The organism is Pseudonocardia sp. ICBG601, assembly GCF_020496245.1.
The window spans coordinates 54,514-70,459 of record NZ_JAHLJA010000217.1 but is presented as its reverse complement, the minus strand read 5'-3'; the positions used below and the strand labels follow the sequence as shown (position 1 = coordinate 70,459).

The window sequence follows — 15,946 nt, the reverse complement described above, 5'->3', positions numbered from 1 at the left end:
ACGCTTCAGCGCGGGTGATCGTCGGCGTTGTGGCTGGTGTAGTGAGCCTTTTTCAACCTGACGTTTGTGCTGGTCAGGGGCGTGAAGGCCGGCCGGGGTGGGGCTCCTGGTAGACGGATGGGTGTCGAACCGTCGTCTGCCAGGAGCCCCGTGTGCTGTCCTACCCATCCGGGATGAACGTGTCCAGCCGTAGCGTCCGTGATCTTGCTGATCTTCTCCGGGGGCATCGGCGTCAGCGTGGAACACGCTGGCGCCGGCTCTCAGCCGGTCGGCAGGCCTTGCTGGTGCTCGCCTACCTGCGTAAGGGCGAGACCTACGCTGCCCTGGCCTGCGGGTTCGCGGTGAGCACCGCGACGGTGTACCGGTACCTGACCGAGGCGATCGGTCTGCTCGCCGCGCTCGCCCCGACCCTGGAACAGGCCATCACCGTCGCCGCTGGGAAGGCGTTCGTGATCCTGGACGGCACGCTGCTGCGTATCGACCGGGTCGGCATGACATCCGGCTACGACCGGGCGTTCTACTCCGGCAAACACAAGTGCCACGGCCTGAACGTGCAGGTCATCGCCGACCCCGTCGGCAGGCTGGTGTGGATCTCCCCACCGCTACCGGAGCCCGGCACGACATGGGTGCCGCCCGCGCCCACGGGATCATCGACGCGGTCAACACCGCCGGGGTGCGGGCGATCGCTGACACCGCCTACCAAGGCGGCGGGCCCGCGATCACCGTCCCCCACCGACGCCGCCGCCGCGACCTCGACACCGGCCGGTACCGGCCCCTGTCAGCGAATCAGAAAGCGGTCAACGCCGCCCACGCCCGACGACGGGCACCCGGTGAACGGGTCAACGCCGAGCTGAAGAACTGGAAGATCCTCCGCAAGATCCGCTCCAGCCCCAACCAGGCCACCCAGCTCGTCGCCGCGGTCCAGACCCTCATGATCACAGCTACCTGACCAGCACAAACGTCAGGTTGAAAAAGGCTCAGTGCGGCGAACTCTGCGGTGTCGCCGTCGCTTGGGAGTGGGAGTTGTTTTATCCCGGAGGCTTATTCAGGGTGATCATGGAGCGAGGCGCTTCCCCAGGTCAGCGTCTCAACGCAGCAGTCTGTTGAGCGTCCCTGAATAAGCCTCCCGGCACCGGATGACTGGCCTGTGTTGTTGCCGGGTTACCCGTTGACGCTGAGATCCTCGGCGCCGCGTAACCCGCTCGGACTTCCGGCGAGCCGGATTTCCATCCACCCGTTGCTCAGCACGCTGACCGTCATTCCGGGGGCGGGGCCGATCCGTCGATTCCGTGTCTCACGCGACATGGCGCGGCAATTCGTCATCGAGTTCGGACGCGACGTACATCAGAATGTCATCTACGGCGCGACCGCTGTTCATGACGACCAGTGAGCCTTTTTCAACCTGACGTTTGTGCTGGTCAGGAGGCTTATTCAGGCTCCGTCAGGTAAGTGCGTAGAAGATGAGTCCGATGACTGCCGAGATCGTCGTTTTAAATGTGGCGTAGGGTCGGCGGTAGTCTGTGTGGAGAACTTTCCACGACTTGATATGGGCGATGACTCGCTCGATGGTGGCGCGTGTGCGGTTGAGGCTCTTGTTGAATGTTTTCTGCCAGTCGAGAAGTTCCCGGCCGGGTTGTTTTTTGAACGGGGTGAGCATGCCGCGCCCGATGTAGCCTTTATCGCCGATCGGTGGGTATGTGGCGAGGTGGTCGAGGGCGCCGGATTGGTCGAGGCAATGTAGGTCGTGTCGGGAGCCTGGGGTCGGGTCGGAGATCCACGACAGCTGCCCTTCCAGGGTGGCTGCGACCTGGACGACGACGCCGGTGGTGCGATGCTTGCCCGACCACAGACCTGGTACGGCGGTCCATGACCAGCAGGGCAGCAGGGTTCCGTCGATGATGTACTGCCGATCGGCACGAAGCTCCTCCGCAGTCGGAACTACACTCCGCAGCGCCTGCGCCAGCAACGGTGTCACCCCCGCGATCGCTCGACTGACCGTCGACTGCGACACCCCGTAGGTTTCCGCCAACTCCCACTGCACACGATTCCCGCGCAGATACGCCAACGTGATCACCACCGACCAGAACAATCCCAGAATCGGCGGCCAAGGCCGTCGCAGGCCAGTCGCGTTCCGCTGATCCTGCTCATGCACCAGAGCGGCAAGATCCTGAATCTCATCACGCCGAAAGCCAGTGGTATAGTACATACTGCGACAGCCCATTCATCTCGGATTGATTCGACAAACCAATCTTCGCGATGGACGGGCTGTCGCCCAACCCGACACGCCGGGCTAGATCGTTATTTCACGGGCCCTGAATAAGCCTCCAGGTAGCTGTGATCATGAGGGTCTGGACCGCGGCGACGAGCTGGGTGGCCTGGTTGGGGCTGGAGCGGATCTTGCGGAGGATCTTCCAGTTCTTCAGCTCGGCGTTGACCCGTTCACCGGGCAGGGCCCCGGCAAAGTCGCGATAGGCGGCGGTAGTCGCCCCACGCGGCCTTCTGATTGCCGCGCTGCACCTGCCCGGGACCAGCTATAGCGCCGAGCGGCGGCGCAGCTGCGCCGCTTGTCACGGCTCGCCACAAGATCATCTAACGACTTTGCCGGGGCCCTGGTTCACCGGGTGCCCGTCGTCGGGCGTGGGCGGCGTTGACCGCTTTCTGATTCGCTGACAGGGGCCGGTACCGGCCGGTGTCGAGGTCGCGGCGGCGGCGTCGGTGGGGGACGGTGATCGCGGGCCCGCCGCCTTGGTAGGCGGTGTCAGCGATCGCCCGCACCCCGGCGGTGTTGACCGCGTCGATGATCCCGTGGGCGCGGGCGGCACCCATGTCGTGCCGGGCTCCGGGTAGCGGTGGGGAGATCCACACCAGCCTGCCGACGGGGTCGGCGATGACCTGCACGTTCAGGCCGTGGCACTTGTGTTTGCCGGAGTAGAACGCCCGGTCGTAGCCGGATGTCATGCCGACCCGGTCGATACGCAGCAGCGTGCCGTCCAGGATCACGAACGCCTTCCCAGCGGCGACGGTGATGGCCTGTTCCAGGGTCGGGGCGAGCGCGGCGAGCAGACCGATCGCCTCGGTCAGGTACCGGTACACCGTCGCGGTGCTCACCGCGAACCCGCAGGCCAGGGCAGCGTAGGTCTCGCCCTTACGCAGGTAGGCGAGCACCAGCAAGGCCTGCCGACCGGCTGAGAGCCGGCGCCAGCGTGTTCCACGCTGACGCCGATGCCCCCGGAGAAGATCAGCAAGATCACGGACGCTACGGCTGGACACGTTCATCCCGGATGGGTAGGACAGCACACGGGGCTCCTGGCAGACGACGGTTCGACACCCATCCGTCTACCAGGAGCCCCACCCCGGCCGGCCTTCACGCCCCTGACCAGCACAAACGTCAGGTTGAAAAAGGCTCAGTGTCGGGGACGTCATGTGCGGATATCACCAGTATCCGACTCCTGCCGGGTGACAGCGGCTCGCCGGCGTTCAGCCCGGGCCGAGGTCGCCGCGGCCACCGATTCCGAGCTTGCGGTAGGCGCTGGTGAGGCGCTTCTCGACGGCGCGCCGGCTGACCCTCAGCTGCTGCGCGATCTGCTGGTTGGAGGCCCCGGCGCGGACCAGGGCCACGGCCTCCTGCTCGCCCGCGGTGAGCCGGCCGGCCCCGGTCCCCGTGGACCGTGACGAGCCGGCACGAGCCGCGACGGCGGCGCCGAGCGGCGCCTCGGCCGACGCTGCCGGTGCGCCTGCCGCGGGACGCGGGGCGAGCACCGGGCGGGGGACGGGTCGGGGCGGGACCGACCCCCCGCCGGCAGCCCCGGGCCGGGGGACGGCATCGGGACAGTGTTCGAGCGCCACCGTGACCCGGTCGATCTCGGCGCCGTCCTCGGAGTCCGCGAGTACCGCCGACGCCGAGCGCAGCAGGCGCAGGCGCTCCGGCCCCTCGGCGAGCTCGGCACGGACCCGCAGCGCACGGCCGAGTGCGGCCGGTGCCCCCCAGCTCGTGGCGAGCGAGAGCTCGGTCTCGGCGAGGTCGCGGGCGGTGCCGACCTCGCCCAGCCGGGCGGCCAGCAGGGCGGCCCGCCCACGCCACGGGAACACCGCCGGATTGCGCCAGCCCAGGTGGTCCAGGTGACGACCGGCGTCGAGCAGGCACTCCAGCGCCAGTGGGAGGTCCCCGGCGGCCGACGCCGCACCGCTGCGGCGCAGCCGGTGCATCGCGCGCTCGGGCAGTCGCGGACGTGCGAGGTCGGTGTCGGTGTCGGTGCCCCGGATCCGGATCTCCTTCACCACGGCGGTGGCCGTCAGGGCCACCGCGAGCGGGGTGACCGGCGCGTCCGGATCGCGGGGGGCGAGACGGACCTCGCGGCCACGCGCGAGTGCGAGCAGGGCGTGCAGATCCGCGGAACGGCCGGCGCCCGCCGCCGCTCCCTGCTGCACGGCGAGCCGGTGCGCCAGCGACCCCGCCCGGTCCGCCGCCACCAGTGCGAGTCCCAGGAGCTCGGGCAGCGCGCCGGTCGGATCCAGCTCGTGGGCCGGGACGATCCGCAGCAGCCGCGCCCCGAGCCCCGCCACGGAGGCGGCCGGCACCCGACCGGAGAGCGCGGCACCGTGCAACAGGACGGTGATCAGCTCCTGCCCCGCCGAGGTGGACAGCTCCGCGTCCGGATCGGCGAGCACCTCCTGCAGCCTGTCACAGCCGGCCTCCAGTCCCTCGGGCGTCTGCTCGTCGAGCCGGTGCCGACGGGTCCGGATGCGCAGGGCGAGCGGCCGGTCGCCGGCGGTGGCCGGGTCGGCGTCGGCCTGCCGGACCGCGTCGCGGACCTCGGCGGGCGCGGTGACGACGGCTCCCACCGGGAGGGCGGCGATGGCCCGGGCCCTGGCGCGCGGCCCGTCGAGGAGGGGAAGGGCCTGGGCGACGTGCCGGGTGGCGATCGTCGGGGCGTACCCGGACTCGGCAGCGGCCAGGTCGGCCAGGACCGATCCCCGCTCGGCGGGGGACAGGTCCCCGTCGAGCAGTACCCGCCGCAGGTGGTCGGCGGCGGTCCGGCCCCCGCCGACCGGGTCCTCGGCGAGGCACAGTGACGCGGCCGTCCGCAGGGTGTGCACCGCCCACCGCTCCAACGGCGTCGTGCAGGCCAGCAGATGTCCGGCCACCTCCGCCGGGGGCCGTCCGACCTCGTGCAGGAGGCGGGCCGCCTCGGCGTGCACGGTGCACCGGTCGGTGGGGCCGAGGGCGACGTCGGCGACCGCCGGATGGCTCGGGCCGGGCGGGTCGCGGTCGAGCAGCAGCCCGGCGTCGACCAGGCGGGCCCGCGCCGTCCTGGCCGCCGCCGCATCGAGACCGGACAGCCGGCGGATCGTCCCCGCGTCGCCATCCTCGTCGAGCACGACCACGGAGCGCAGGTAGCGGAGGGCCTCGTCGTCCAGGTCGCGCACGGCCCGGGCGAACCGCTCCAGCAGGGCCGGGGGGCGGAGTGCGCCGACCGGCGTCCGCGCTGCGGTGTCGTCCCCGGACGCCGCGGCCTCGGACAGCAGCTGGGTGAGCACCATCGGGTTGCCGAGGCTGGCCGCGTGGAACATGCCCGCTGTCCCCGGCGCCGACCCGGCCCCGATCCACTCCTCGACCACGGCGGTGGTGGCCCGGTCCGACAAGGGGTGGAGCCGGATGTCACGAGCGGTCGCCAGCAGTCTGCGGACCGATCGGCGGTCGGCTCCCCGGTCCCCGGCGAGCACCGAGCACACGAGGGCGACGGGTCGCTCGTGGGAGGACAGGGCGAGCTCGACGAGCCAGTCCAGGGACGGGTCGTCGGCCCACTGGAGATCGTCGACCAGCACCACCAGGGGACTGCCGGGTGCCGTCGTGCGGTCCAGGAGTCCGACGGGGTCGGCCAGGGCGGCGTCCTCGGCACCGACCGGGAGGTCGCCCTCGGTACGGCCCCCCGGCAGCAACGGATCGACCAGCTGGTGCACCACTCTGCGGGCGAACTCGCGCTCGGCCGGGGCGGCACACGCCCGCAGCACCTGCATCCCGGTGCTCCCGGCCCTCGCCGCGACGGCCCCGAGCACGGTCGTCCGGCCGGAGCCGATCCCCCCGCTCACCACGGCGGTCCCGCCGAGCCCGTCCCGTGCTCCGGCCAGGAGCGACCCGAGCCGTTCGAGCTCGCGCTCACGACCGTGCACGCGACACCTCCGGTGTCGATCCCACGGGGGGCAGCTCGCGCAGTGTCGCGGTGACCAGTGCGATCGGCGCGGGAGCCCCCCACCGGAGTGCCAGCCGGTGCTCGTCGAGTGCCAGCCTGCGGGCGGTGGCGTGGGAGCCGAGCCCGGCCAGCAGGCGGGCGGCCGTCGAGCGCCACGGTGCGATCGCGGGGTTGACCCGGCCCCGGTCGAGGAGCAGGCGACCGCACGCCATCAGCTCGTCGACCGCGTCCTGGGGGGAGCCGGAGAGCATGTGCACGATCCCCCGGACGTAGGTGAGCAACGCGACCCCCGCACGGTCGGTGTCCGAGGTGCTCCCGGCGAGGGCGACCGAGGTCGCCGTGGCCAGGTCACCGTCGACGACGTGCAGCAGCGCCTCGACCGCGTCGAGCAGCGGATCGCAGCCCGGCTTCCGGACGGCGGCGGGGCCGCGCCGGGCGGCACGCAGGTCGCGGCGCGCACCCTCCCAGGCCCCGGCGCGCAGCTCGATCAGGGCCGAGACGCCCAGCACCAGCGTGGGCACGCGCCCGGCCCCGGCCAGATCCAGGACGAGGCGGCGCATGCCGGCGCGCGCCTCGTCGTGGTGGCCGGAGGCCTGCAGGGTCATCGCGGCCGTCACCCGGGGGACGATCGGACGGTCCGCGTCCGGGTCCCCGACGACGGCCGCGGCCTCCCGGGCGAGCGCGAGCGCCCGTCGGCGGTCCCGTCCCAGCAGCAGCAGCGAGTACGCCCCGGCGCCGCCGGCGCCCTCGGGTGGCGGGCCGTGGTCGTCTCCCGCACCGTCGAAGCCGAGCTGTCGGACCTGGGTGGCGGACGGTCGGCAGGGTGCGGCCGCGCCGGCGAGTGCTCGGCGCGCGGCCCCGGTGTCGCCCTCGGCCAGCAGCAGGTCGATCGCGGAGCGGGTGGTGCGGGGACGGGGGTCGTCCCCGAGGTCCGGCGCCGGGTCGTCGTGCGGCTCCGGGTCCGGGCCCGAGGCGGCGAGCCGGGAGAGCAGCCGACGCGCGGCAGCCGGGTCGTGGTGTGCGCGCGCCGCGGCGAGCGTCGTCGTCAGCGGGCCGCGCAGAGCCGCGGGCACGTTCTCGTCGAACGCGCGTTCGGCAACGGCCGCCGCCTCGGCGTGTCTGCCGGCGGCGAGCAGCTCGCGGGCGCCCCGGTGCAGCAGACCGGCGACCCAGGGCTCGCCCTGGACCGGCGCCGCCAGCAGCACCCGGGCGATGTCGGACTCGGGCAGCGCGGCCCGGCGGGCCGCACGTGCCGCCCGCGTGAAGAGGGCGCGTCGCTCGGCGAGGGGCACGCGGCTCAGCACGACGTCCGCGGCGACCGGGTCCAGCACCGCCGGGTGGGTCCCGGCCAGGAGCCCGGTCGCGGCGAGCCGGGGACCGAGGTCTCCGCCGTGTCCGGTGGCCGGTCCGATGCGCCCGGCCAGCGCCGCGAGCGGACGACCGCACACCGCGATGCCGGTCAGCGTGTCGCGCAGGTCGTCGGGGAGGCCGTCGACGACCGCGTTCGCGTGGTCCTGCCGGGCCCTGTCGACGACGCGGGCCAGCCGGGCCGGGTCCCCGTCGCCGTCCCAGCGGTCGAGAACCGTCGACAGGACGGCCGGCACGCCGCCGGTCGCGCGCCGCAGCCGGACGGCGGTGGCGCGGTCCGGGACGTGGCCCAGCCGGTCGGTGACCGTGTCGCGGACCTCGGCGAGGGTCAGCCGGGCGGTCCGGACGACCGTGTCCTCCGGCAGACCCGGCGCCAGCGCCCACGACGAGCCCCCGTGGGTGCCGGTGTCGGACACGAGGACCCCGAACGAGGCGTGGTGCCGTCGTCGGAGCAGCATCTGCAGCCACTCCTGGCTCAGGGGGTCGGCCCACTGCAGGTCGTCGACCACGAGGAGCAGCGGCCGTCGACGCGCGGACTCCAGGACCGTGCGGCAGTACCGGTGCAGCGCCGCATGGTCGACCCGGCCCGGCGCGGTGGACGGGAGCGGCTCGCCGGGGCGGGGCCCGCACGCCGCGATCAGGCGGGACGTCGTCGACAGCGGACGGTCGTGGCGGCCCTCGACGGCGCGCGCGGCCAGTACGCGCACACCGCGTTCCCCGGCCCTGTCCGCTGCCCACCGCAGCAACGTGGACCGCCCCGTACCGGGCTCGCCCAGGACGACGGTGAAGGTCGGAGTGCCGCCCGCGACCCGGCGCACCGTCTCCAGGAGCGCGGCGTGCGCCCTGCGCCGGTCCGGACCCGCGGTCACGCCGCGCCGCCACGGTCGGCGGCGACCAACGGTGCGAGCCCGGTGCGGTCGGTGACGTCGAGCTTCCGGAACGCGCTCGTCAGGTGCACCTCGACGGTGCGGCCCGTGACGAACAGCGCCCGGGCGATCTCCCGGTTGCGGGCACCCCCGGCGGCCAGGCGCACCACCCGCCGCTCGGCGGAGGTGAGGGGGTCCAGCGGAGAACCCGTCGGCCGCCGCATCCGGCCGCCCGCGCGGTGCAGGGCCGCCCGCGCCCGGGAGGCCTCCCGCGTCGCCCCGCAGCGGGCGGCGAGGGTCGCGGCCTCGCGCAGCTGACGGCGTGCCTCGATCACGTGCCCCGAGGCGAGCAGGCCGGTACCCCATCGGAGACGGGCCTCCACCAGCTCCGACCGGGCGGGTGAGTCGTCGAGCACCGCCACCGCCTCGGCCAGCAGATCCAGGCCGTCCGGACCGGGGATCGTCGCACCGCGGGCGGTGAGCGCGAGCCCGCGGGCCCTGGGGGTGCCCCACCGCGCGGCCAGCGCCGCGCCGTGCTCGACGACCGGGGCCGCGTCGTCGGGTCTCCCGAGATCGGCGAGGAGCAGGGCGGCACGCGCCCACCAGGGCGCGAACACGGCGTTGGCGATGCCGTCCTCGTCGAGGGCGGCGCCGCACCGCCGGTACAGCGCCAGTGCCCTGGTGTGCCGGCCGCGGGCCGCCGCGACGTCGCCCCGGGCGAGCAGCAGGTCGTGGTGCTCCCAGGTGAGGTCCTCGTCCCACCGGTGCTGCCGTGCGGCCAGGACCTCCGTCGCCCGGTCGACCGCGCCCCGACGCAGGTGCACCCCCGCCAGGACGATCGACGGGGTTCCGGTGCCGCAGTCCCGACCCGCCCGGCGGGCGGTCTCCATCGCCTCGCACGCAGCGGCCTCCGCCGCGGTCAGCTCCCCCCGTGGCGAGACGGGCCTCGGCCAGCCCGCTCGTGGCCAGGGTCCGCGTCCAGGACGAGACCTCGTGCCCGGGGCGCCGCAGCACGCCCTCCAGCAGGGCGACGGACTCCTCGCAGCGGTCGGCCAGGCGCAGGACCCGCGCACAGGCCAGCGCCGTCCAGCCGGCGAGCTCGGTGTGCTCGCGGGGTGCCGCCCGACGAGCCAGCTCGACGGTCCGCGCGGGATCGCGTCCCGCGAGGAGCAGGGCGGTCGCGAGCATCGCGAGCTTGTGCCGGCCGGCTTCGGTGTCGCCCTCGGGGACGTCGGTCCGGTACGCCCGCTCGATCGTGCGGGCGACCGTCCGCCGCCGGTCCAGGCCGACGACGAGCAGCACCGCCTCGGCCGAGGTGCGCAGGTCCGCTGGTCGTGGCAGGACCTGCGGCTCGTCGTCCACGGTGTCGCGGTGGTCGAGCTCCTCCAGCGCCGACCGGAGGACCGCGGCCGCGTCCCCGGGGCCCCGGGCCGGCAGCGAGGCCATCGCGAGCTGCACGGCGACCTGCATCCGACGGGCCGGGTCCACCGCCGACGCGTGCGCGACGCGCAGGTGCTCGACCGCGCCGGTCGGGTCGGACACGGCGAGCGCGGAGGCCAGGCGCGACCGCAGGGCGACGTCGGCCGGCCGCGCGTCCACCACCGGGGCGAGATACCGCGCGAGGTCGGCGAACGCGGACCGGTCGGCCGCGCGGTCGGCGGCCTCCTGGAGCACGGTCAGCATCCAGCGCGCGGCGGGGTCGGGCAGCTGCAGCAGCAGCTCCGCGATGCGCTCGGCCGGCGCGCCCGCGTCGTTCAGCACGCGTGCGGCGCGCCGCCGGAGCCGTCCCAGCTCGTGGTCGGGGATCCGGTCCAGGACGGCTGTACGCAGGTGGTCGTCGCCGAGGTCCGTGCCGTCGGGGGTGAGCACTCCGGTCCGGGCGAGGGCACGCACGGCGCCGGCGGTCGGGCCGGGGCCGACCCCCGCGACGGCGGCGAGCGTCCCGATGGTGGACGGCCCCGCGACCGCGAGCGCCGCCGTGAGGCGTCCGACGCACGGACCTCCGAAACGCAGGTGCCAGTCGACCGTCTCGTCTGTCCGGCGGCGGGAGCCCCCCGGCGGCTCCGCCACCGGAGGCGGGGGGAGCGGTGTCGCGGTCCCGGCCCGCTCCGCGGGGCGCAGGGCCAGCGTCTCGGTCGACGGGGCACGCAGGGGCCAGAGCCGTTCGGGGAGGACCCCGTCGACGTCGGTGCGCGCCGCGAGGACGAGTCCGATCGGGAGGCCGTGCATCCGGCGCAGGAGGAACCCCAGGAAGGCCAGCGACCCGGCATCGCAGCACTGGACGTCGTCGACGATCAGCAGGAGGGGGCCGCGCGCGACGAGGTTCGTGGTGAACCGGTGGAGGGCGCGCAGCCGGCGGTGGAGCTCGTCCGGTGTCGCGGCAGGTCCGAGGTCGTCGAAGACCGTCGTGACCTCGTCGGTGTGACGCGCGGCCGGACCCAGTAGGTGTCCCACCGTTCCGAACGGGGTGGGTTCGGGGTCCAGTCGGCCGGTGGCGTGCAGCAGCCGGACGTCGTGGTCGTGGTGCCGGCGCAGGGCGTCGAGCAGGACCGTCTTGCCGGTCCCGGGTGCGCCGGTCAGCAGCCGGGCGATCGGCCTGCCGGCGGCGACGGTCGCGGGTGCCGCGGTGAGCCAGGCCCATTCCGTGGCCCGCCAGGACAGGTGGGCCGGCGGTCCTTCCCGCACCGTCACCGCCCTCCTCTCCCGGTACCGCCCGGTCGACTCCGTGCCGTCGGCGGCCTGCGCCGGGGCGTCCCGGGTGCGGTCGGTGGGGGGACGCCTCGCCGGGCACCCCCCTCGACGTGGGGAAACTCGGCCGCGAGCTCACGTATGACGGTACGAAGATCGAAACGAGGGCGTCAACGACCTGGCCCCGTAAGCGCTTAACATTGTGGACCGCCCGGCGGCTCGTGAGGGAGGTGTGGTTCGGTGTGTGGTCTAGGTCACTTCGGTGTGTGCGTCACGAGGCCGGCGGCCAGGAGGCCGTCCAGCCAGTCGTTCATCCGGTCGCGCACGTTCCACGGCTGGCAGCCCCACGCGTCGGCCAGGCGGATCGCGGCGTCGCCGACGTGCCATCCGTTCTCGGCCAGGCAGAGCCACATCGCGGTCTCCTCGAGGTTGCACAGCAGCGCACCGCCACCGGGGTGGTGCAGCTCCATCCAGCCGTTGTCCAACACGCGGGCGTCGACACCGGGCACGGGTCGGACGGTCACGCCGCCCACCCTGGCCGACGGCCGCCATGGATGTCACGCCGGTTCCGAGGACGAGGGCGCCGCGGGTGCCCGTCGGCCGCGTGCCGAGGACGACGGGATGGAGGAGGCTGGGCGTCGGCACGGCCGACGAACGGGGGAGACGCGATGACCGACCTCGGGTCCGGGCCCGGCGCGGTCTTCACCCCCGCCGACCGCGCGTTGCTCGCCCTGTTCGACACCGCGGTCGACCGGCTCCTCGGCCCCCGCACCGACGACGGCCGCGGCAGCCTGCTGGTGGTCGCCGGCCCGGTCGGGAGCGGGCGGACCGCCGCGTTGGGGGACTGCACCGTGCGTGCCGGTGGGCGTGGGGCGGTCACCCTGACCACGCGGTGCCACCCCGTCGACCGGGAGGTCCCCGGCGCGGTCGTGCGGAGCCTGCTCGGTCCCCGGGGCGCGGGAACCGGTGTCGCGGGCCCGACCGGGCGACCGGAGGCGGAGCTCGCCGACCTGCTGACCGGCCGGCCGGGAGTGCTCGTCGTCGACGACGCCGAGCACTGCGACGACCTGTCGGCGGGCTGGTTGGCCGATCTCGTCGACCCCGGCGCACGGCTTCCGGTCGTCGTGCTCCTCGGGGTCCTCGGGAACGGTGCGTCGGGCCTGCCCGACCCACTGGCGGCACGGGCAGAGGTGGTGCACGTCCTCGAGCCACTGGAACCCGTCCGGGTGGACGCGGTCGTGCGCGCCCGCTGGGGCCGGGAGGTCGGCGACGGTGTGCTCGCCGCGGGCCGGGAGGTCACCGGGGGGAACCCGCTGCTGCTGGCCGGGCTGCTGGACCTCCCGGACCCGCCCGACCCCGCGCAGGTGCGACGAGCCGGTTCGCCCCGTCTGCGGCTGCGGCTCGACGATGCGCTGCGCCGGTCCTCCCGGGACGTCGGGGAGCTGCTCGCGACGGTGGCGGTCCTGGGGGAGCACGCCACCCCGCAACGGTGCGCCGCGCTGGTCCCCGCGGCCGGGGCGGACCTCGCCGCAGCCCGTCGTGACGCGGTGGCCGCCGGACTGCTGGTCGACGGCGCCGCCCCGCGGCTGCGGCACCCGCTGGTCGGCCCCGCGGCCCTGGCGGTCCTGGATCCGCAGGAGCGCCGCCGCCTGCGTCTCGACGCGGCCGCGCTGCTCGCCGAGTCGGGCGAGCCGTCGGCGGCCGCCGACGTGCTGCACGACGTCGCGGGAACCCTGCCCGACGACATGGTCGCGGTCCTGTGCGACGCGGCCGAGCGGTCGCTCCGGCAGGACGCGCCGGACATCGCGGCCCGGCACCTGCAGCGCGCGCTCCTCGCCCATCCGACCGCCGCGCGCCGGGCGGAGGTGCTCGCGCGGCTCGCCGTCGTGGAGCGCGGCCTGCACCCCGGACGGGCCCGGCTCCGTGCGGTTCAGGCGGTCCCGTTGCTGCAGGGACTGCGCGAGCGCGCCGCGGCGCTGTGCGACGCCGGTGCGCTGGGACTGCATCTCGACCCCGCTCCGTCGGTCGCCCTGCTGCGCCGCACCGCGGCCGAGGTCGCAGGGGTCGAGGACCCCGACGACGACCTGCGCGACCTCGGGCTGCGACTGCAGGCCCGGGTCCACCAGCTCGACGGTCTCGGGGCGGCCGGGGTGGCCCGCAACGTCGCGCGTCTGCGCGAGCTCACCCGCGGCGGGGAGCCGCCCCTCGGCACGGCCGGTGAACGGGAGCGGACGGCGGTCCTGGTCCACTCCGCCGCGGTGGCCGGGGCACTCCCGGCGGCGCAGGTCGCCGAGCTCGCCCGGCGGATCCTCGACGCCGACCCCACCGCGAGCGCGCACGTGCACACCCCGACCGCCGCCGTGATCCCCTGCCTGTGCATGTCCGAGGCCACCTCCGGGCTCCCGGCCGTACTCACGACCGCGTCGGCGACCCCGGGCATCGCCCCGGTCACCGCCGCCGTGCTGCAGGCCGAGTACGCCGCGGTGCTGGTGTGCGGCAACCGGCCGGACGAGGGCGGGGAACTGAGCCGGACGGCCTACCGGGAGCTCGTCGCCCGTGCCCCCGGGACCGCACTTGCCGCGACCTTGCTCGTCCCGCTGTTCACCGCGGTGCACGACCCGGACCTGGCCCGTCGGGTCGTCGCGGACACCGATGCGCTGCCCGAGGTGCCCGACGACGTCGTCGCCGGGACGGCCATGCTGCGGGCCCAGGTCGCGGTGGCCGACGGTCTCCCGGCGGACGCACTGCGCCTGAGAGCGTGTTTGGAAATGGTGGGTGTGTCGGGATGGTCGACACGGCTGGGGTGCTCCATCGTGGTCGGCATGCAGGAACGACCGCGCCGGTACCCCTCGGACACCAGTGATGCCCAGTGGGTGGTGATCGAGCCGTTGTTACCGCCGCTCGCGCGGCGGGGGCGGCCTGTTGCTCATGCTCGTCGGGACGTGCTGGACGCGATCTTGTATGTCGTGCGGACCGGGTGTGCCTGGCGGGCGTTGCCGGTGGACTTCCCGCCCTGGCAGACCGTCTACTGGTACTTCAACCAGTGGGAACAGCAGAAGGTCACCGAGAAGATCCTCCCGGTCGTGCGGGGGCAGTTACGTATCGCCGAGGGCCGTGATCCGGAGCCGAGTGCGGGGATCATCGATTCCCAGTCGGTCAAGGGCGCCGACACCGTCGGCCAGGACTCCCGCGGCTACGACGCCGGGAAGAAGACAGGCGGACGGAAACGGTTCATCGTGACCGACACCCTCGGTCTGCTGCTGACCACGATGGTGTGCTCGGCCTCGGTACAGGACCGCGACGGCGCCAAGCCGATCCTGCTCAACCTCTACCTGCGCACCAGGGTGCGGTTCGTCTACGCCGACGCCGGCTTCGCCGGGCGACTGCTCGACTGGGCCGCCACGATCCTGCAGACAACGATCGAGATCATCCGCAAGCCACCCGAGCAGCGCGGATTCACCGTCCTCCCACGAAGGTGGGTGGTCGAACGGACCCTGGCCTGGCTCACCGCACACCGACGCCTGGCCCGAGACTACGAACGCCACCCCACCACATCCGAAGCCATGATCCGCTGGGCCGCGATCAACACCATCACCCGCCGCATCGCCCGTGGATACCCCGCCACCCGCCAGCAGAAACACACGACACCCTCAACCCACTAGAATTTCCAAACACGCTCTGAGTCTGGAGGCCGGACGCGAGTTCGACCGGATCGGCTGGGTCGACGCGCCCCAGCCGTGGCGGAGCTGGGCGATCGAGCTCCGGCGCAGGGTCGGTGACGTCGGGGGCGTGCGTGAGCTCAGCGCACGTGAGCTCGCGCTCGCCAGGGCGTGGGGGGCACCTGCCCGGCTGGGCCGTGCCCTGAGGACGGCCGGGGAGCTGGAGTCCGGCACCGCCGCCGTCGCGTTGCTGCGGGAGGCCGTCGAGGTGCTTCGGCAGAGCTCGGACCGCGCGGAGGGCCGACGGGCCGCCCTGGCGTTGCGCCGCCGGACGGCCGGGCCGGTGCCGGTGCCCCCCGAGGACGCCTGTGGTCCGTCACGGCTGGCCGGACGACCGGCGGACCGCCGGCACGGTCTCACCCCGAGGGAGTACCGGACGGCGGAGCTGGCCGCGGGCGGGCGTACGAATCCCGAGATCGCCACGGCGCTCGGGACCAGCGTCCGGGGCGTCGAGAAGCACCTCACGCGGATCTACCGCAAGCTCGGTGTGGCCGGTCGGCCGGCACTGGGCCGGATGTGGGAGGAGGGGTCCGATCTCCACCGCTGACGGTCCGGACCCCGGACGACTGCTGGATCGTGACGCCGAGCTCACCGCGGTCCGGACCGCGGTCGACGCCGTCGCCGCCGGGCATCCACGGACGGTGGTCGTCGCCGGGCCGGCCGGGTCCGGGCGCACGACGCTGCTCGAGGTGACCGCCGGGCTCGCGGCGGCCCGCGGGCTGCCCGTACGGCGTCTCGGCGGGCCCGGCCCCCTCCCCGGCGGACCGCTCGTCGTCCTCGTCGACGACCTCGACGACGCCGCTGCGGAGGTCGGCCTGCGTGCGGCCGGACTGGCACGGGGGTCGGCGGGCCCGGCGCCGGTCCTGATCGTCGCCGCGCTGCGCGGCACGGGCTCGGGCCGCAGCACGCCCGGGGCGGTGACCGCCGACGACGTGGCGGCCTGCCTCGGCCCGGCGCCCCCGGCGGCGCGGCCGGCGATCGACGCGCTCCTGACCGCTGCCGGTGCCCGGTTGCTGCCGCTGCTGCCACTGCGGTCGGCGTCGACGCGGACGGTGCTGGACTGGCCGCGGACTGGCCGGTCGACGCGGTCGAGGCCGCACGCGCGGCGACCGCG

Annotated in this window: 7 protein-coding genes and 4 pseudogenes; 4 read left to right on the top strand and 7 right to left on the bottom strand. The window is 74.3% G+C overall.

Annotation, left to right across the window (positions count from 1 at the left end; translation table 11 throughout):
- Window positions 1-152: 152 nt before the first annotated feature.
- Both KPL57_RS61370 and KPL57_RS61365 read left to right on the top strand, forming a co-directional pair.
- Window positions 153-949: pseudogene (locus KPL57_RS61370) on the top strand (transposase family protein).
- Between the two features lie 288 nt (window positions 950-1,237).
- Window positions 1,238-1,390 (top strand): hypothetical protein, encoded by a 153-nt coding sequence (locus KPL57_RS61365; protein ID WP_226359012.1) that lies wholly within the window; start codon window positions 1,238-1,240, stop codon window positions 1,388-1,390.
- Window positions 1,391-1,441: 51 nt separating this feature from the next.
- Here the strand turns inward: KPL57_RS61365 and KPL57_RS61360 are convergent, their stop codons facing one another.
- The 7 genes and pseudogenes from KPL57_RS61360 to KPL57_RS61330 all read right to left on the bottom strand — a co-directional run bounded on the left by KPL57_RS61360 (window position 1,442) and on the right by KPL57_RS61330 (window position 11,637).
- Window positions 1,442-2,206, bottom strand: a complete 765-nt coding sequence (locus KPL57_RS61360; protein ID WP_226350834.1) for a transposase family protein — start codon at window positions 2,204-2,206, stop codon at window positions 1,442-1,444.
- A gap of 416 nt (window positions 2,207-2,622) precedes the next feature.
- Window positions 2,623-3,297: pseudogene (locus KPL57_RS61355) on the bottom strand (transposase family protein); the annotation flags it as partial.
- Window positions 3,298-3,477: 180 nt separating this feature from the next.
- The gene (locus KPL57_RS61350; RefSeq protein WP_226359011.1) at window positions 3,478-6,171 is read right to left on the bottom strand and encodes an AAA family ATPase; all 2,694 of its coding nucleotides are present in this window, start codon (window positions 6,169-6,171) and stop codon (window positions 3,478-3,480) included.
- Window positions 6,158-8,428 (bottom strand): ATP-binding protein, encoded by a 2,271-nt coding sequence (locus KPL57_RS61345; protein WP_226359020.1) that lies wholly within the window; start codon window positions 8,426-8,428, stop codon window positions 6,158-6,160. The genes KPL57_RS61350 and KPL57_RS61345 overlap by 14 nt, the downstream gene beginning before the upstream one ends.
- Complete coding sequence (locus KPL57_RS61340) at window positions 8,425-9,315, bottom strand: LuxR family transcriptional regulator (protein WP_226359019.1); 891 nt, start codon at window positions 9,313-9,315, stop codon at window positions 8,425-8,427. The genes KPL57_RS61345 and KPL57_RS61340 overlap by 4 nt, the downstream gene beginning before the upstream one ends.
- Window positions 9,316-10,663: 1,348 nt before the next feature.
- Window positions 10,664-11,110: pseudogene (locus KPL57_RS73500) on the bottom strand (AAA family ATPase); the annotation flags it as partial.
- Between the two features lie 257 nt (window positions 11,111-11,367).
- Window positions 11,368-11,637 carry a hypothetical protein gene (locus KPL57_RS61330; RefSeq protein ID WP_139320211.1) on the bottom strand — a complete coding sequence of 90 codons (270 nt, stop codon included), beginning with the start codon at window positions 11,635-11,637 and terminating at the stop codon, window positions 11,368-11,370.
- A gap of 2,244 nt (window positions 11,638-13,881) precedes the next feature.
- Here KPL57_RS61330 and KPL57_RS73495 point away from each other — a divergent pair.
- A pseudogene (locus KPL57_RS73495) lies at window positions 13,882-14,791 on the top strand (IS5 family transposase); the annotation flags it as partial.
- A 111-nt stretch (window positions 14,792-14,902) separates the two neighbouring features.
- Complete coding sequence (locus KPL57_RS71360) at window positions 14,903-15,379, top strand: helix-turn-helix transcriptional regulator (protein WP_226359009.1); 477 nt, start codon at window positions 14,903-14,905, stop codon at window positions 15,377-15,379.
- The last annotated feature ends 567 nt before the right edge of the window (window positions 15,380-15,946 follow it).